This window comes from Syntrophotaleaceae bacterium (genome assembly GCA_041390365.1).
Taxonomy (GTDB): Bacteria; Desulfobacterota; Desulfuromonadia; order Desulfuromonadales; family Syntrophotaleaceae; genus JAWKQB01.
In genome coordinates this window covers 752,116-769,930 of the sequence record JAWKQB010000001.1, presented here as the reverse complement: position 1 = coordinate 769,930, position 17,815 = coordinate 752,116, and the positions used below count along the sequence as shown (strand labels likewise).

Here is a 17,815-nt window from a genome sequence, read left to right as displayed (position 1 = left end):
ATTCCCATCCCGGGTTTTGACTATTCACACCGATCGACGATCATCGCCCCCTGAAATTCGGAGCAAGACCTTGGTCGAAAACATCCTCTACCTTCTGGCCGGCATTTTTGTTCTTTGCAGTCTTTGCCAGTGGCTCGCGTGGCGATCGAGGCTGCCGGCCATCATTTTTCTTCTGACCGCGGGGATTTTGCTCGGGCCTGTTTTTCGCCTGCTGAATCCAGACCAGCTGCTGGGGAACCTTCTCTTCCCCTTTGTCTCCCTGTCCGTTGCCGTCATCCTGTTCGAAGGGGGCCTGACCCTCCGCTTCCGGGATATCGTCGGCATCGAGGCGGTGGTGAGAAATCTGGTGTCACTGGGCATCCTGGTCACCGGTCTGACCACCGCCCTGGCCACGCGGTATGTCCTGAACTTCCCCTGGGGCACATCCTTTCTTTTTGGCGCGATCATGGTGGTCACGGGTCCCACCGTCATCATGCCCATGCTGCAGACCGTACGGCCGACCCCGGCGGTTGCCAAAGTCCTGCGGTGGGAAGGGATCCTTAACGACCCCATCGGCGCAGCGCTGGCGGTTCTGGTTTACGAATTCATCATCTCCGGAGGGGGGCAGCAGGCTCTGGGACATACATTTCAGGTCTTCGGGCAGATCGTCCTGACCGGTTCACTCCTCGGTGTCCTGGGCGGCTATTTTTTCGGTTTGACTCTCAGAAATCACTGGCTGCCGGAATTTCTTCACAACGTCACCGTCCTGTCTCTGGTCTTCGGTGCCTTCGCCCTGTCCAACTGGATTCAGCATGAATCGGGATTGATCACGGTCACGGTCATGGGCATCTGGCTGGCGAACATGGAAGGGGTCGAGGTGGAAGGCATTCTCAATTTCAAGAATACCCTGAGCATCCTGCTCATCTCCGTGCTGTTCGTCGTTCTCGCCGCCCGCATGGAATTCGCCGCCTTTCAGGATCTGGGCTGGGCAGCCGTCTGGGTTTTCCTGGCCATCCAGTTCGTGTCCCGCCCCGCCTGCGTCATGCTCTCTACGGTCGGATCGAAACTTTCCTGGCCGGAACGGCATCTGCTTTCATGGATCGCTCCCCGCGGCATCGTCGCCGCCGCCATCTCGGCCCTGTTTGCCCTGCGTCTGGAGCAGATGGGAATGGCCGGAGTCTCCCTGCTGATTCCCCTGACCTTCATGGTCATCATCGGCACCGTTCTGCTTCAGAGCCTCACCGCCCGTCCACTGGCTTTATGGCTGGGCGTGGCAGAACCGGAGCCGAAAGGCTTTCTCGTCATCGGTGCCAACGAGGTGGCCCGGACTATTGCAAAAGCCCTGCGTCAAAATGATTTTCCCGTCGTTCTTACCGATACGGACTGGGACAAAATCGCCAAGGCGAAGCTGGACGGACTACCCGCCTATTTCGGCAATCCGATCTCCGAGCACGCCGAACGGCACCTGGATCTGGTCGGCATCGGGCGCATGCTCGCCCTCACTTCGAGAGAGAATTTCAATGTCGCGGCCGTGATGCACTTTCGCATGGAATTCGGACCGGCGAACGTCTTCGTATTGCAGTCAAAGGAAGATGAAAAGGTATCGGAAAAATACAAGGTGACTTCCAGGAGACGGGGGCTTACCCTGTTCGGGAAGGAGGTCACCTATGCCGCGCTGTCGGAGATGCTTGCCCAGGGAGCGGAAATCCGCACTACCAAACTGACGGAAACCTTTACTTTCAACGATTTCCTGGAGAAAACCGGGCAGAAAGCCCTGCTGCTGTTCGCCCTGGATCCCAAGGGGCGGGCACAGGTGTTTACCGTCGAGCGGCAAATTGCCCCGGCGGTGGGCTGGTCGATCATCAGCCTGGTGAAAACCGGGGGTGCGGACAGTTCCGCCTGACCTGTCTGTATTTCTGAAAAAACCGGAAAATGCACAAAAAAAAGACGCGCTGCTCAGGAGGGAAAGGCAACGCGCCAAAAGATGGAGGTTTGGACCTTTTCGTCAACCCGTAACGATTGGTCCTTGTGTTTGTAAATATAGTCCCGGCAGTCCTTTCCCGCCACGTGGCTTTCCGTAAAAAACATGCGCCATACGATCATAACCCGGCTGTGCATTTGAACAGTGAGCCAGGGTACCATCTTCCTGAACCGATCCGGTGGCGGCTTGTGCCAGAGGAGGTAAAATCTAATAAAAGAAAAACCCGATGTCCAAAGCCAGGAATATCCCCCATGAAAAAACCGATCTGGATTCCGAGCGAAAAAAGGATCTGCGGATCTTCCATGACCCGTTTTCTCGACTTTGTCAATGAACGGCACGGCACCTCATTCCACGCTTATGAACCATTGTACACCTGGTCCGTCACCGAAATTTCCAGCTTCTGGGATGCCATCTGGAGGTTTTGCGAAATCACCGCTTCGCGAGAATATCAGCAGGTGGTGGATGATCCGTACCGGCTGCCGGGGCCCCGATGGTTTGCAGGAGCCCGGCTCAATTTCGCCGAAAATCTGCTGCGGTTTCGCGACCAAAAGACCGCCATCATCTTCCGTGATGAGAATCATGCGGCATTGCGGATGAGCTATTCCGAACTGGCGGATCGGGTGGCCTCGGTGGCAGGAGCTTTGTGCGAAACAGGGGTGGCACCGGGAGACCGGGTTGCCGGTTTCATGCCCAATCTGCCGGAAACGATCATCGCCATGCTGGCGGCAACCAGTCTGGGCGCCACCTGGTCGTCCTGCTCGCCGGATTTCGGTCTTCAAGGGGTGCTCGACCGTTTCGGCCAGATTGCACCGAAAATACTTTTCACTGCCGACGGCTATCGCTACCGGGGCATCACCCACGACTCACTGGACCGGGTGCGGCGAATTGCGAACGGCATCCCCTCCATCGATAGAGTTGTCGTGGTTCCCTATCTGCACAAGGCGCCGCGCATCAGCGACATCCCCAACGCAATGCTTTACGGCGACTTCATCCGTACGGGTTCTCCCGCCCTCTGCTTTGCCCAGCTGCCCGCGGACCATCCCCTGTACATCATGTATTCCTCCGGCACGACCGGCCCCCCGAAATGTCTGGTCCAGGGCGCTGCAGGGATTCTGGTCAATCACCTCAAGGAACTGATCCTCCACACCGACCTGAAGCGGGACGACCGCATTTTCTATTTCACCACCTGCGGGTGGATGATGTGGAACTGGCTGATCAGCTCCCTGGCCGTCGGGGCTACGGTGGTCCTTTACGACGGCGATCCTTTTTATCCGAATCCGCGGGCTCTCTGGGAGCTGGCCGAAGAGGAAAGGATTTCCATTTTCGGGACCAGCGCGCGCTACCTGACCGCTCTGGAACAGAGCGGTTTTCGGCCCGGGTGGGAATACCGCCTGGATTCTCTGCGAACCCTTCTGTCCACCGGATCCCCTCTGCCCCCCGAAGGATTCGATTTCGTCTACCGGAACATCAAACCCGATCTGCAGCTGGCCTCCATCTCCGGCGGAACCGACCTCAACGGCTGTTTCGCCCTGGGCAATCCCCTGGGGCCCGTATATCGGGGTGAACTCCAGTGCCGCGGGCTGGGAATGCGGGTCGAGGTCTTTGATGAAAAAGGGCGACCCACGAACCAGGAGCCCGGAGAACTGGTCTGCACCGCGGCCTTCCCTTCCATGCCGCTGTATTTCTGGAACGACCCCGACGGTACAAAATATGAAAAAGCCTATTTCGAGAGGTTCCCCGGTGTATGGGCACACGGGGACTGGTGCCGGTTGACGGACACGGGCGGAATGATCATATACGGCCGTTCGGATGCCACCCTGAATCCGGGAGGAGTGCGCATCGGCACGGCCGAACTCTACCGGCTGGTGGATTCCCTCGCGGAGATTTCCGACAGTCTGGCCGTCGGGCAGCGGTGGCAAGGAGACGAGCGGGTGATCCTCTTTATCCGCCTTGCCGCAGGGAACTCGCTGACCGAAGAACTGCGGGAAAAAATACGGGCAGCCATCCGCGAAAACCTCACCCCTCGACACGTCCCGGCAAAAATCATCGCCGTGGCCGATATCCCGTATACCATCAATATGAAAAAGGTGGAACTGGCGGTCCGAAAGGTCATTCACGGAGAAGAGGTCAAAAACCGGGAAGCCCTGGCCAATCCCGAAGCGCTGGATCTGTACCGGGATCTGGAGGAGTTGAAAAGCTGAAGTCCAAGGTCCAAGGTCCAAGGTCCAAGGTCCAAGGTCCAAAAAGATTTTGACTTTCTTTCCCCTGTGACGCAGCCGGAGCGGAGTGGACGGCGGGCGGAAAAGGCGGAAAAACTGTCTGAGGGAGCAAAGCGAGCGAGTTTTTTTCCGCCCGCCCGACGTCTGCTCCGCGCAGGGGACCCGCCACAGGCGGGCAAGGAGCCGGGGCGCGTTTTTCTGCTTACTCTTTTGACGCGCATCAAAAGAGTAAGTCGTCGTGCGGGGACGAAACCCCGCGGTTTTGATGGTGCGGGGACGCAAACCCGCGATTTTCATGGTGCAGCACAAGCCCGCTGGTTTTGATTAACCTGGTACAAAATACACATCCGTCGCCTTGAACTTGCTGTTGCGCACGAAGCGGGCCCTGACCGGCAGCCCGATCTCCACCTCATCCGGCTCGACCCCGATCAGGCGCGAAAGAAACAGGGTATCGACACTCTCGAATTCGACCAGAATCAACGTGAAGGGCGTTTCTTTCAGAAAGGCCTCCCCCCCGAAATAACAGGTCGTGAAGGTGTGAACCTTTCCCTCGAGCGGAAGCTCGACCCACTCGGTCGGTTTTCCGCATTCCATGCAGTGGCTGCGGGGTGTCGCATAAGTGGTGCTGCAGGCGTTGCAGCGGCTCCCAAGAAGCTTCCCGGCGGCAAGACCGGCGAAAAAGGGGGAGTCCTGGGCATAGGAATGAAGATAATCGATCTCGTAGTGGTCCTTGACGATGATCGGGTCGAGGTTGAAGAGAATAGTCCCTTCTTCGTTCTCGGGTAATTTGATTTTTTTATTCATTTGCACACTCTCTCATCCAGGTCTGTTTTTCGTACGAGTACCGTCCCTTTGGGAGGGAGTACGAGTACGATTTCGACATCACACCCGTTCCAGGATAGACACGGTGATATAGGTTCCGGTCCCGGCGTGGCTGTGAATCAGGCCCCGTTTCGGATGGTCCAGCTGCAGGGTGTCGTCCCCCAGATGTTTTCCCACGGTTTCCTGCAACTGCCAGAAAGCCATCACCGCCTGCATCAAACCGGTTGCGCCGACAGGGTGACCGCAGGCCAGAAGACCGCCGGAAGGATTGACCGGAAGATTCGGCCAGGGCTTTTCATCGTTAAATTTCAAACCGTAATCGATATGGGGCATGAAAGGCGCCCCGGAATCCACGTAACGTCCCCCCTCGCCATAACGGCAGAGGCCGAGGTCTTCATAGGTCTGAATCTCCGAGGAGGTATAGGCATCGTGGAGTTCGATGAAATTCAGCTCCTTGCCGGGATCGGTGATGCTGGCCATCCTGTAGGCCAGTGCTGCCGCCGTTCGTCCGCCGCGAAAAGAGTGGACGCCCGGATATCCGAGATCGGCGTAGTCCCCGGCCTTTTCGTGGGGCAGCAGCGGAACCGGTCCGCGGGGCCGATCGGCCATGCGCATGGCGTCTGTGCCGCTGCCGATGCCGGTGATCCTCACCGGCCGGCAGTCCAGCCGCTGCGCCATGGCCTCCGAAGCAAGCAGCACGACGGCTGCACCGTCGGACATCTGGCAGCAGTCGAGAACCGTCAGCGGACTGGCGACCAGGGGCGAAGAACGGACCTGTTCCACGGTCAGCAGCCCCGGGCTCTGGGCATAGGGATTATGGCGGGCGTTGGCATGGTTCTTCACTGCAACCCGCGCCATCTGCTCGACGCTGGTGCCGAATTCGTGCATGTGGCGCCGCACCATCATAGCGTAGTAGCCGGTGTAGAATCCGCCTACCGGAAAGTCGAAATTGGTGTCGGAGGCGAGGGCAATAAACTCGTTGCCTTTCCAGGTGTTGACCCGGCTCATGGTCTCGAAACCCATGGCCAGACAGACCTCCATCCGGCCGGAAGCCACAGCTTCCCAGGCGGACTGGAAAGCCAGCCCGCCGGTGGCGCCACCACCCTCGATGCGGCGGGAAGGTTTCGGGCAGAGTCCGAGATAATCCTGGACCATCGCCCCCGCCTTGAGCTGGCGGGTAAAGTGATCGGAAAAATAGGAACAGACGCTGCCGTCGATGGCGTCTCTGGAAAGGTCGGGAACATCCCCCATGGCATAGTCGAAGGCTTCCTTGACCATCACCCGGAAATCCTTTTCCGGCCGCGCCTTGGCGAAGCGGGTGATCCCCCCTGCAATCATGTAGACTGGCCGCATCGTTTTTCCCTTTCTGTTTTCTGCCGGCGGCCATTTTCCGTCGGATCCGACCGATCAGGCTGATCAGTCCCATCCGACGGCTTGGCGCCGGCTTTCACCCCTCAACCTGACTTTTCAGCAATTCCCGGGCGATGACCATCCGCTGAATTTCGGATGTTCCCTCGCCGATTTCGCAGAGCTTGGCTTCGCGGAAGTAGCGCTCCACTGGGTACACCCTGGTATAGCCGTGGCCGCCGTGTATCTGCACCGCCTTGATGCCTGCATGCATGACCGTTTCCGAGGCGAAAAGCTTGGCTATCGCGGCTTCCCGCGTATGAGGCCGGCCCGCTTCCTTGAGCGCGGCTGCCTTTTGCAGAAGCAGCCGCGCTGCCTCTATCTCCACATCCATGTCGGCGAGCATCCACTGGATGGCCTGATAATCGGCAATCGGTCTGCCGAAGGTCTGGCGCTTGCGGGCATAACGGATGCTTTCCTCGAAACAACCGCGGGCAATGCCGACCGCCATCGCCGCCAGTCCGATCCTGCCGGAGTCGAGCATGGCCATGGCCTGTCTGAAACCTTCCCCCTCCTGCCCCAGGCGCCGGCCCGCCGGAACCGCAACATCCTTGAGAATGACAGCTGTCGTGTCGCTGGACTGGAAACCGAGTTTGGGCAGATTCCGGCCCCGCTGCAGGCCCTCGGGATTGCCCTTGACGATGAATGCCGATATGCCCCTGGCCCCCAGGGCCATATCGGAGTTGGCCATCACCACCATGGTCCCGGCACGGGACCCGTTGGTTATAAAGTATTTGTGACCGCTGAGCCGCCAGCCGTCCGCCGTCGCTTCCGCCCTTGTCCGGAGAGCGGCCGCATCGCTGCCGCTGCCCGGCTCTGTCAGGGCCCAGGCACCGAGAACCTCGCCCTGTGCAAGAGGAGGCAAAAACTCCCGTTTTTGCTCTTCGCTGCCAAAAACAAAGATATGGGACGCACAGAGGGTATGGGCCAGCAGGGTAATGGCCGCCGCCGCATCCACCCTCGCCAGCTCTTCGACCGCAATGGTATAGCTGGTAAAATCTTGACCGCCGCCGCCGAGATCTTTGGGGAAAATCAGGCCCATCAAGCCCATCTCGCCCATCTTGCGGATGGCACTGACGGGAAAATCCCCCTCTTTGTCACGCCGTTCGACACCTGGCAGAAGCTCTTCGACGGCAAACTCCCTGACATTTTTCTGCAAGGCCAACTGCTCGCCGCTTAGGCCGAAATCCATGTCACCCCCCTGTTATCCATACTATTGCGCCGAATAATCCAGGATTAAGAGAAGACCGGAACTTGCATCACCAAGTATATAGAGCTTTAGGACCCTGTCAAAAAGGCCGGATTTGGGAATCGGAGGTTGCCTTGGGAGGGGAAAACAGCAGAAAGGACGGAGACTGTGCAGGAAAGAAGGGGTGACGACGGCAGGAAGAGCTCAATCCTCCTCCACGGCGCGTTTGACTCGAAGCAACTTCTCCTTGATCTCCCGGAGAAGTTTAGGAGATCCGTATTCACGCAGCAGATTGAGGATTTCAAGCAAGTCGGGGTTATCCGAATGCCAGAAGGTTTCCCCTTCCCGAACCGTCAGTCTGCAGCCGGAGCCGGGTTCGACCTCCGCCTCCAGACATTCACTTTCCATCTTTTCATGACCGGTGCGGGGGCTGTCCGCAAACATCGGTCCCCTTCCCGTCATGACCCACCTGAAGGAAAAATCGAACAGTTCTTCCATTTTTCTTGCAATGTCGGGGGACGTCCGGACCTTTCCGGATTCCATGTCCCGGATCTTATAGGAGGGAACGCCGAGGGATTTGGCGAACTTGGCCTGGCTGATGCCTCCTAAAACTGTTCTGGCAATTTTCAGGCGACTTTCTTCCATATTTCCATTGACAAATTTATGGAATAGATTTTATTCTATTTTTCTACCGAAAAATTTCAGAACTCGAAAAATTCCGTCCAAAAAAAAAGAGGATATATGACCGCAAACCAGGATGAAGCGCCGAGGAACTGGCACCCGGCCGATATCAAGGCGGCCTTGGCGAAGGCGGGTTATTCCTTTGCGAGGATAGCCAGAGAGTACGGCTATGCCGAAAACTCCCCCAACACGGTTCTGTGGCGGCCCTGGTCGGTGATGGAACTGATCGTGGCCGGCATTGTCGGCGTCAAACCTCAAAACATCTGGCCTTCACGCTATGACCGCCAAGGGCGTCACCTTGGAACTCGGAAAGATAGCACTTTAAAAGACCTTTAGCAATGTCTAAAAAGCCGTTTTATGGCGGACTGGATCAGCTTTTTCGGCTTTCCCGATAATCGTAAAAACCGCACCCGGATTTACGCCCCAGCCGGCCGGCGGCGACCATATTTCTCAGCAGCGTGCAGGGGCGGTATTTTTCGCCGAGTTCCCGGTGAAGCACCTTGAGGATCTCCAGGCAGACATCGAGACCGATGAAGTCGGCCAGTTCCAGCGGCCCCATGGGGTGGTTGGCCCCCAGCCGGGTGATTTCGTCGATGGCGTCCCTATCCGCCACCCCCTCCTGCAGGCAAAAAATCGCATCATTGATCATCGGCATCAGCACCCGATTGGCGACGAAACCGGGACAATCGTTGACCAAGACCGGGGTTTTACCCATCTGTTCCGCCACCTGACACACCTTTTCGGTGGTTGCCGGAGACGTGACCAATCCGGTGATCACTTCGACCAGCTTCATAACGTGGGCGGGATTCATGAAATGCATGCCGATCACCTGCTCAGGACGGGTCGTGACCGAGGCCAGGCGGGTTATCGAAATGGAGGAGGTGTTGCTGGCGAACAGCGTGTGGGGCGGGCAAACGGCATCCAGGGACCGAAAGATCCCCTGTTTGACATCCTCGTTTTCCACCACAGCCTCGATCACCAGATCGGACCCGGCGCATTCATCGAGGCTGCTGCAGAGCCTGATACGGGAGAGCAGGGCTTCCTTCCCGGCCTCCTCCATCCTCCCTTTGGCGACCTGCTTCTCCAGGCTCACTCGAATGGACTGCCGACCGGTTTCGGCCTTGGCCTGATCGCGATCCTGCAGCAGCACCTCGAATCCACCTGCGGCAGCTGCCCGGGCAATACCGGTGCCCATGGCCCCTGCGCCGACAACCACAACCTTTCTGATCGTCATAACCCTCACCCCGTCCGCTCGATGGTCATGGCCAGCCCGTTGCCGCCGCCCATGCACAGCGTGGCCAGTCCCCTTGTCAGCTTCCTGTCCTGCAGAGCGTGCAGCAGGGTCACCAGAATTCTCGCCCCGCTGGCGCCGATGGGATGCCCCAGAGCGACCGCTCCGCCATGAACGTTGAGTTTTTCCAGATCGATTCCAAGTTCGCGGGCGACGGCCAGGGAAGCTACGGAAAAAGCCTCGTTATGCTCCACCAGGTCCATATCCTTCAGGGTCAGGCCTGATCGCTCCAGCAGCCTGCGCACGGCGAATATCGGCGATTCCATGACATCCTCCGGCGCCGTTCCGGAGGAGGCATAGTGGGTAATTTCCGCCAGGGGCATCAGATTGCGGTCCCTGGCCAGGGAGGCGGACGTCAGCAGCAGGGCTGCGGCACCGTCGCTGATCTGGGAACTGTTACCGGCCGTCAGGATCCCCTTCGGCAGAAAAGCCGGAGGCAGAGAGCACAACTTCTCCATGGTGGTCTCGCCCCGAAGGCACTCATCCCTTGCAAAAAAAACCGTTTCGAGAGGCACCGCAACGATCTCCCGATCGAATTTGCCCGATTTCTGCGCCTCGGCCGCCAAATGATGACTTCTGACTGCAAATGCATCCGCCTCCTGCCGGGTCACGCCGTACTTTCGTGCAATCCTTTCCCCGGTTTCGCCCATTTTGATGCCGTGAAAGGCATCCGTCAGACCATCGTGCAGCATTCCGTCGACCAGATCAGCATCTCCGGCACGAATACCCCAGCGCAGGCCATGGAGCAGGTGAGGAGCTCCACTCATGCTCTCCATGCCGCCGGCCACAACGAATCGGGCCTCGCCGGCCCTGATCGCCCGCGTCGCGAGAATGACGGCCTGCAGTCCGGAGCCACAGACCTGATTGACCGTCAAGGCACCGACTCCAACCGGCATTCCGGCCATCAGGGCCGCCTGCCGGGCGGGGTTCTGTCCCAGCCCCGCCGACAACACGTTGCCCATGATCACCTCGTCAACTTCCTCCATGCCGATTCCGCTCCGTCTGACGGCCTCTTTCACCACCTGCGCTCCCAGACGGGGCGCGGAGATCTCCCTGAGGCTTCCGCCATATCTGCCGATGGCGGTGCGAACCGCGCTGAGCAGAACAACTCTTTCCGGCATGGAAACTCCTGCAAAAGGCAAAGGACTGCAGAGACTTCACGGACCTCAGGGACTTCGGGGCTTCACCGTCCGCTTTTCCAGGTTTCCGGCACCCGTACCGCCACCACTTCCCCGCGGGCGCATTCCTTGCCGGCAGCCGTGAGGGTGCAGGCCAGCACGGTCTTTTTCGGACCTGCTTCCAGAACTTCCGCCCGCAGGGTCACCGCCTCGTCGATCGGCGTCGGACGCAGGTAATCGACCCGCAGGCTGCCTGTCGCATACCAGATCGGCGGGTCGCCTCCGACCGCCCGCCCTTCCCGGCGATAGGCGTCGGCGATCGCCGTGCAGATGCAGTGGCAATCGATGATGGTCGCGATGACCCCGCCGTTCAAAACATGCCGCGGCCCGGCAGCATGATGACTTTGCGGCGAGAAACTGGCTACGGATTGCTCTCCGTCCCAGGTGCTCTTGAGATGCAGGCCGCGGGGGTTTTCCGGGCCGCAGCCGTAACAGTAATTGTCGGGAATCATGTCCTGAAAGGCCTTCTGTTCCATGGCTGTCCTCCAATAGTGATCGCCGCGACCCCGAAAAAAATGTCAATCGATCTGGACCAGCGCCTGCAGTGGAAGATGATCGGAAGCCACCCTGGTTTCCGGCGTCTCCAGCCTTTTCAGCGTGAGCATCTGATGTTGCGGGCTGACCAGGATACGGTCCAGGGCCAACAACGGCCGAAAGGCCGGAAATGTGGCAGGAGTGACAACATGACCGAAGTGCCGATGCAGCCAGCGCAAAGGTCGCCCGTAGAAAAACCATTCATTCAGATCGCCCATCAGGATGACGAGGTCGGTGGTCAGGACGCCCAGTGCATCTATCAATTTCTTGACCTGAAAACGACGCTCGCCCGGCATGAGCCCCAGATGGGTGACCACCACGCGCACCGACCTGCCGGCCACCCGGAGATCGACATCCAGAGCGCCGCGGGGTTCCCGCCGGCGAAAACTGAGGTCTATGCGACGAACATTCAGAATAGGGCATGAAGTCAAAAGACCGTTGCCGTACTCCCCGAACAGATGGATCATGGTCGGCCCGCCGACGCCTTGCAGGCCGGTCTCTTCGGCCAGAATCTCCAGTTGAGACGGGGAGCCGTTGCCGGAATGCCGGCTGGTGACCTCCTGAAGGCCGATAAAATCGGCTTTCATCTCCGAAATGATCCTCGCAATACGTCGGAGATCGCGACGGCCGTCCAAACCGTGTCCCTGTCGTATGTTGTAGCAGGCAAGATGCAGAGTTGGAATTTTCGTGCACCTTTCGTCAATAATTGATCGTGGCCGACCGCTTCCCTTTGGCCCCGGCGCTGCGTCCGCTACCAAAGGTCTCCCCGCCTTGGGCCAGGTATTCCATTTCCTCGGGGCCGGATGTTCGCCCGAGCATTGCATTGCGGTGGGGAAAACGACCGAATCGACGGATGACCGCACGATGAGCGAGGGCGTAGGCGTAAAATCCGTTGAATATGGTCAGAAGATGCCGAGGCGCCCTCTTTCGCAAAAGGCGAAACTTTTCAACAGACAGATCCTGCAGGGAAGAATTTTCAGCATGCTCGAGCGGCAGGTAGAAAAAGGCGGCCTCCACAGGATGCACTTTTCTGTCGAAACCGAAACCGATGGCCGTTCTGGCACACTCTACCGCCCGTCGGTCGAAAGCGAAGGCCCGGCCCTGGCCACGATAGAGATTGCGCGGAAACTGATCCAGGATCAGAGCGAGGGCGAGACAGGAGCGGGGCGAGGAGATCCACGCCGGACAGCGTGCTTCTGCGGCAAGATACGGCAAGTGGCCAAATCTTTGCCGAATCTGTTCGTCGAAGTAGGGATTGCTGCCGAACCACAATTTGCAGCGCTCGTCCATCGCCTCCCGATTTTCGAGTGCCCCTCCGAACCAGAATTGAAGGATTGTTTCCGGGTCCATGGTTCACCTGATCCTGAAATTCAACTTGGACTTCAGATTAATCATACCACGCAAGTCGAATCACGGCTCCACGGTCCATCCAACAATCCTCCTTTTCATTTCGCTCGTCTGCGATTATGATGCCCCTAAACTCCCCTGCAGAATCCGATTCAAGGAGGCCGGCCATGCAGCAGAAAATTCGAGAAATAGCGACCCGCATCCAGGAACTGCGCGAGTTGTCGGGCATTGAAGCATCCCAGATGGCCCGCAAACTCGACATCTCCACGGAAGCCTATCAAAACATCGAAAGCGGCATCGAGGACATTCCCGTAGGGCTGCTGTTCCGTATCGCCAGTGAGCTCAAAGCGGATCCGACCCTGCTTCTGAGTGGCGAATCGCCCCGGCTGCAGGTGTTCACCGTGACCCGCCAGGGCAAGGGGATCAGCGTCGAGCGGCGCAAACAGTATACCTACCAGAGCCTGGCCGCCAACTTCATCAACAAGAAGATCGAACCTCTGCTGGTGACGGTGGAACCGAACACCCGGGAAAACGGGCCGATAAAAGCGAGCCATCCCGGACAGGAGTTCAATTACGTCCTGGAAGGGCGGCTGCGCATCCACCTTCATGACCACGACATCGTACTGGAACCGGGAGATTCAATTTTCTACGATTCCAACCACGAACATGCCATGGAAGCCCTGGACGGACGGCCGGCACGATTCCTGGCCATTATTTTCCAGATGGATCATTGACCGTTTGCATTGCTGCCGTTAAGTGAAAAACAGGAGGATAAAAATGGCCAGCCTGCTCGACCGTTTTCTGACCCGGACCGAATTCGATTCTCTGGAAGACTTTCAGGGAAATTTTTCCTTGCAGATTCCCGAAAACTTCAATTTCGCCTACGATGTGGTCGATGTCTATGCCGCCGAACAGCCGGACAAAGAGGCTCTGGTCTGGTGCGATGATCACGGCAACGAACGCCGCTTCACCTTTGCTGAAATGAAGCATTTCAGTGACAAGGCCGCCAACCTGTTCCGCAGCTACAGGATCAGCAAGGGCGATCACGTCATGCTGATTCTCAAAGGGAGGTACGAATTCTGGTTCTGCCTGCTGGGCCTGCACAAGCTCGGAGCCATCGCCACGCCCGCCACGCACATGCTAACCTCCAGGGATATCGCCTACCGGGTTCGCACCGCCTCCATTCCGATGATCGTCAGCGTTGCCGGCGACGACCTGCTGACCCATATCGAGGAAGGGCAGAGGCAGACAGGCGACATGATCCGCCACAAGCTGCTGCTCGGCGGAATCCGCGAAGGCTGGGGGAACCTGGAAGCGGAACTGGAAATGGCCTCGGCCGTTTTTTCCCGCCCGACGGGCAGTGAAGCGACCGCCAACGACGATATCTGCCTGGCCTATTTTTCCTCCGGCACGACCGGTTATCCCAAGCTGATTCATCACGACATGGCCTACCCCCTGGCCCACATTCTGACCGCCCGCTACTGGCAGGGCAACACCGACGGCGGCCTGCACTACACCGTGGCCGACACCGGTTGGGCCAAGGTGGTATGGGGCAAGATCTACGGCCAGTGGATTTGCGGCAGTGCCGTTTTCGTCTATGACTACGACAAGTTCAATGCCGCCGAAATGGCCGCCATGGCCGCGCGGTACGGGGTGACAACCTTCTGCGCGCCGCCGACGGTCTATCGTTTCCTGATCAAGGAGGACCTTTCCCGGTACGACTTCTCAGGATTGAAATACTGCGTGGTGGCAGGCGAACCTCTCAACCCCGAGGTCTACGAACGCTTTCTGGAATTTACCGGGATCCGCCTGATGGAAGGCTATGGTCAGACGGAAACCGTGGTGTCCATCGCCACCTGGCCCTGGATGGAGCCGAAACCGGGCTCCATGGGCAAGCCGGCACCGATCTACGACATCGTTCTTCTGAACGGGGATGACCGTCTCTGCGAGATCGGCGAGGAAGGTGAAATCGCCATCTCCACCTCCGATGGGCGGCCGCCGGGTCTGTTCCCCGGCTATTTCGGCGATGATGCCAAGACCGCCGAGGTCTGGCACGATGGCTACTACCGCACCGGAGACATGGCCTGGTGCGATGAGGACGGGTATTTCTGGTTCGTCGGCCGGGCCGACGACCTGATCAAAAGTTCCGGTTACCGCATCGGCCCCTTCGAGGTGGAAAGCGCCCTCATCGAGCATCCTGCCGTTCTGGAATGCGCCATCACCGGCGTCCCCGACCCCGACCGGGGGCAAGTGGTCAAGGCGACCATCGTACTGGCGAAAGGATACGAACCGGGCGAGGAGCTCAAAACCGAACTGCAGGATCACGTCAAGCGGGTGACGGCGCCCTACAAGTATCCGCGCATTATCGAGTTCGTGAAGGAATTGCCGAAGACCATCAGCGGCAAGATCAGGCGGGTTGAAATACGGGAAAGGGAAAAGATAAAATAATCGATCACATCGGGATGATCTTGAAATATTTGTTGAGCAGGTGTTCACCTGAAGCTTCGGATGGATGACTTAATCAGAAATGAGCCTCTCTACTTCCCGGCCGAACCGGATTTCCTCTCCGCAATCGTGAAGTCTTCGGCCTCCATTGGATGGCCGAGATAAAAGCCTTGGCCGAGACGGCAGCCTCTATCGAGCAGAAATTCCGCCTGGCTTTTCTGCTCGATTCCCTCGGCAATGACTTCGAGGTTCAGGGTGTGGGCAAGGCCGATGATCCCCTGCGCTATTGCCCCCCTTTTTTCGCCCTCCAGAATGTCCCTGACAAAGGACCTGTCGATCTTCAGCTTGGAAAGAGGGAATCTCTGCAGGCAGCTCAGGGAGGAATAGCCGGTGCCGAAATCGTCGATGGCCAGGCTGATTCCCATCTCCCTGAGGCGCATCATGGTATCGATGGCTCGTTCCGCATCCAGCATGATGGTACTTTCGGTGATTTCCAGTTCCAGCCGTTCCGGCTCGAGGCCTGAATCGCCAAGGACCTGGGCAATAGTTTCATTCAGATCCGCCTGCCAGAATTGCTTTGGTGAGATATTGACGGCCACTTTCCAGTGTGGATAACCAGCATGTTGCCAAATCATCGCCTGCCTGCAGGCGGTTTCCAGCACCCACCTGCCGATGGGAATGATCAGCCCGGTTTCTTCGGCCAGGGGAATGAACTTGCCCGGAGGCACAAGTCCCATCACCGGATGCTGCCATCGCAGCAGGGCCTCCATGCCGAGGGTGCATCCCGTCCTGAGATCGACCTGGGGCTGGTAGTGGATCACCAGTTCCCCCCGGGAAACGGCCTGGCGCAGCTTGCCTTCCATGGTCAGCACTTCCTGGGCCCGTTCGGTCATTCCCTGTGTGAAAAACTGGAAGTTGTTCCGGCCGAGTTCCTTGGCCTGGTACATGGCCACGTCGGCGCACTGCATCAGGCTTTCGACGGAATCTCCGTCCTCGGGAAAGACACTGATGCCGATGCTGCCGGAAATGAACAGATCCTGTTTCCCCACCTTCACAGGATGCACCAGCACCTTGAGAATGTTTTCGGCCGCCGCCGATACGGCCTGGTAGTCCCTGATCCCGTCGAGAATAACAACAAATTCGTCCCCTCCCAACCTGGCCAGAGTTTTATCGGAAAGGACGGCTCCGGTCAGTCGACCGGCCACGGCCCGTAAGACCTCGTCGCCGGCCTTGTGGCCGAGGGAATCGTTGATGTTCTTAAAGCGGTCCAGGTCGAGAAAGAGCAGAGCCAACCTGGAATTGCTGCGCCTGGCATGGTCCAGGGCGTTTTTCAGACGGCCATTGAACAGCAGCCGGTTGGGCAGGTCGGTCAGAGGGTCGTGGTGGGCCAGGTAGTTGAGCCGCTGCTGCTTTTTCTGCAGTTCCAGGTCGCGAGCCTGAATCTGGTCGAGCATGTCATTGAAATTTTCCACCAGAATGCCGAGCTCGTCACTGCGCTCCATACGCACCCGCCTCGAATAATCCCTGTTATCGGAAACGGCCCGCATCACCGCGGCGAGGTGCTCGATGGGAAGGGAAATAACCCGCTGCAGTTTGGCCGCCAGAAACCAGGCGAAGAGCAAGGCCACGGCAAGGCCCACGGCGCCGAAAAATATATATTGCGACAGCACCTGTTGAATATCCGCCAGGCCGGCGCAGATCAGGAGGGTTCCGAAATACTCATCCCCCTCAACGATCGCTTGGGCAATTTCCAGTTCACCCTCCCGGAACAGAAATCCTTTTTCCAGTAACAAGGGGTCAGGCCGATGCAGTTCCCCGCCAAGGTTTTTTTTCCTGTAAATGGAAAATGGACGGCCGTCTTTATCGAAAATCACCCCAGCCTGGACCTGAGGCTTGCTTTCGAGGGAAGACAGTATTCCCTCGGCTGCAGGCACATCCTTGAAAATCAGCGCTGCGGAACAGTTCTGGGAGAGATTTCGGGCAAGAACCTGCAGTTCCTGTCTCAGGGCATCCCGCAGGAGGGTGCGCTGGGTCAACACAAAGGTGGAAAAGAGGGCCAGCAGTACGATCAGGCTGATGCCGGTGATAATGATCTTCAGCTTGGTCCGGATGGACAGCCTGTCTATGAACTGGTGGACACGGATCATCGCCTTTCCCTCGCAACTCCATCACTGACAATCACCCTGGCCAAATTGAACAGTTTGGCACTCATCTTCAACCGGCTCTTTTCGGCCTTGTCCAAATTAATGTCAAAACGGATCCGATTATTCTCCCGCACATAATTCATCATCCCGCCCCTCATCACGAACCCTTCCTGATCGCCGACAAGCAACACCGGCCGGCCCTCGAGAAGGTCGAGAATCTGCGGGATAAATTTATGAGCCGAACGGGCGATATAAAGAACCTGAATGCGGTCCCTGCAATCCTTCAACTGGTCAAGGTCTGCGACTTCCAGAGCGGAGACCCGCGAAACCAGTTCCGCCGAGGAGGCCATTGCTACCATCCGCTGCTGCAGGGCGTCCTGACCGAAAGTGGCCACGATCCGCGGTGACGACGAGTCCGCCCCCGCTGAAACCGGCCATTCGACGAACCGGATCAGATTGAAGAGAATGGCCGCTTTGACACTCTCTTCCGAAGCCGGTTCCCGGGCTCCTGCACGGCCGACGTTAACGAATGCCAGCAGCAGCGCCAGGCAGAGCAGAATAAAACCTTTATGTAGAAAACTGATTTTTTTCATCGGTC

16 protein-coding genes are annotated in these 17,815 nt (G+C 58.2%); 5 read left to right on the top strand and 11 right to left on the bottom strand.

Features of this window, described 5'->3' with window-relative positions:
• The first annotated feature begins 70 nt into the window (after positions 1 to 70).
• Both R2940_03660 and R2940_03655 read left to right on the top strand, forming a co-directional pair.
• The gene (locus tag R2940_03660; protein MEZ4598871.1) at positions 71 to 1,882 is read left to right on the top strand and encodes a sodium:proton antiporter; all 1,812 of its coding nucleotides are present in this window, start codon (positions 71 to 73) and stop codon (positions 1,880 to 1,882) included.
• 329 nt (positions 1,883 to 2,211) lie between these two features.
• Complete coding sequence (locus R2940_03655; GenBank protein MEZ4598870.1) at positions 2,212 to 4,161, top strand: acetoacetate--CoA ligase; 1,950 nt, start codon at positions 2,212 to 2,214, stop codon at positions 4,159 to 4,161.
• Between the two features lie 342 nt (positions 4,162 to 4,503).
• Here the strand turns inward: R2940_03655 and R2940_03650 are convergent, their stop codons facing one another.
• From R2940_03650 to R2940_03635, 4 genes are all read right to left on the bottom strand, one after another.
• Positions 4,504 to 4,983 (bottom strand): Zn-ribbon domain-containing OB-fold protein, encoded by a 480-nt coding sequence (locus R2940_03650; GenBank protein ID MEZ4598869.1) that lies wholly within the window; start codon positions 4,981 to 4,983, stop codon positions 4,504 to 4,506.
• 78 nt (positions 4,984 to 5,061) lie between these two features.
• Positions 5,062 to 6,354, bottom strand: coding sequence for a hypothetical protein (locus tag R2940_03645; protein MEZ4598868.1), 1,293 nt, complete (start codon positions 6,352 to 6,354; stop codon positions 5,062 to 5,064).
• Positions 6,355 to 6,448: 94 nt separating this feature from the next.
• On the bottom strand, positions 6,449 to 7,600 hold the full coding sequence (locus R2940_03640) for an acyl-CoA dehydrogenase family protein (protein ID MEZ4598867.1): 1,152 nt from the start codon (positions 7,598 to 7,600) through the stop codon (positions 6,449 to 6,451).
• Between the two features lie 201 nt (positions 7,601 to 7,801).
• Positions 7,802 to 8,242 carry a helix-turn-helix transcriptional regulator gene (locus R2940_03635; GenBank protein MEZ4598866.1) on the bottom strand — a complete coding sequence of 147 codons (441 nt, stop codon included), beginning with the start codon at positions 8,240 to 8,242 and terminating at the stop codon, positions 7,802 to 7,804.
• A 96-nt stretch (positions 8,243 to 8,338) separates the two neighbouring features.
• On the opposite strand from R2940_03635, the gene R2940_03630 reads away from it, so the two are divergent.
• Complete coding sequence (locus tag R2940_03630; GenBank protein ID MEZ4598865.1) at positions 8,339 to 8,614, top strand: helix-turn-helix domain-containing protein; 276 nt, start codon at positions 8,339 to 8,341, stop codon at positions 8,612 to 8,614.
• 34 nt (positions 8,615 to 8,648) lie between these two features.
• Here the strand turns inward: R2940_03630 and R2940_03625 are convergent, their stop codons facing one another.
• From R2940_03625 to R2940_03605, 5 genes are all read right to left on the bottom strand, one after another.
• The gene (locus R2940_03625) at positions 8,649 to 9,512 is read right to left on the bottom strand and encodes a 3-hydroxyacyl-CoA dehydrogenase NAD-binding domain-containing protein (GenBank protein ID MEZ4598864.1); all 864 of its coding nucleotides are present in this window, start codon (positions 9,510 to 9,512) and stop codon (positions 8,649 to 8,651) included.
• Positions 9,513 to 9,517: 5 nt separating this feature from the next.
• On the bottom strand, positions 9,518 to 10,690 hold the full coding sequence (locus R2940_03620; protein ID MEZ4598863.1) for an acetyl-CoA C-acetyltransferase: 1,173 nt from the start codon (positions 10,688 to 10,690) through the stop codon (positions 9,518 to 9,520).
• 62 nt (positions 10,691 to 10,752) lie between these two features.
• Entirely contained in the window at positions 10,753 to 11,223 is a 471-nt protein-coding gene (locus R2940_03615) for a PaaI family thioesterase (protein MEZ4598862.1), read from the bottom strand.
• 42 nt (positions 11,224 to 11,265) lie between these two features.
• A complete protein-coding gene (locus tag R2940_03610) occupies positions 11,266 to 12,039 on the bottom strand; it encodes an endonuclease/exonuclease/phosphatase family protein (GenBank protein ID MEZ4598861.1) in 774 nt (257 codons plus the stop codon).
• The gene (locus R2940_03605; protein ID MEZ4598860.1) at positions 11,981 to 12,631 is read right to left on the bottom strand and encodes a DUF924 family protein; all 651 of its coding nucleotides are present in this window, start codon (positions 12,629 to 12,631) and stop codon (positions 11,981 to 11,983) included. Before R2940_03605 ends, R2940_03610 begins: the two co-directional genes overlap by 59 nt.
• A 164-nt stretch (positions 12,632 to 12,795) precedes the next feature.
• Here R2940_03605 and R2940_03600 point away from each other — a divergent pair, with 164 nt between their 5' ends.
• Both R2940_03600 and R2940_03595 read left to right on the top strand, forming a co-directional pair.
• Positions 12,796 to 13,362 (top strand): XRE family transcriptional regulator, encoded by a 567-nt coding sequence (locus R2940_03600; GenBank protein MEZ4598859.1) that lies wholly within the window; start codon positions 12,796 to 12,798, stop codon positions 13,360 to 13,362.
• Positions 13,363 to 13,405: 43 nt separating this feature from the next.
• Positions 13,406 to 15,076: an AMP-binding protein gene (locus R2940_03595; GenBank protein MEZ4598858.1), complete on the top strand. Its 1,671-nt coding sequence runs from the start codon at positions 13,406 to 13,408 to the stop codon at positions 15,074 to 15,076.
• A gap of 89 nt (positions 15,077 to 15,165) precedes the next feature.
• Here the strand turns inward: R2940_03595 and R2940_03590 are convergent, their stop codons facing one another.
• On the bottom strand, positions 15,166 to 17,220 hold the full coding sequence (locus R2940_03590; GenBank protein ID MEZ4598857.1) for an EAL domain-containing protein: 2,055 nt from the start codon (positions 17,218 to 17,220) through the stop codon (positions 15,166 to 15,168).
• The gene (locus R2940_03585; protein MEZ4598856.1) at positions 17,217 to 17,810 is read right to left on the bottom strand and encodes a YfiR family protein; all 594 of its coding nucleotides are present in this window, start codon (positions 17,808 to 17,810) and stop codon (positions 17,217 to 17,219) included. Before R2940_03585 ends, R2940_03590 begins: the two co-directional genes overlap by 4 nt.
• Positions 17,811 to 17,815: the final 5 nt, after the last annotated feature.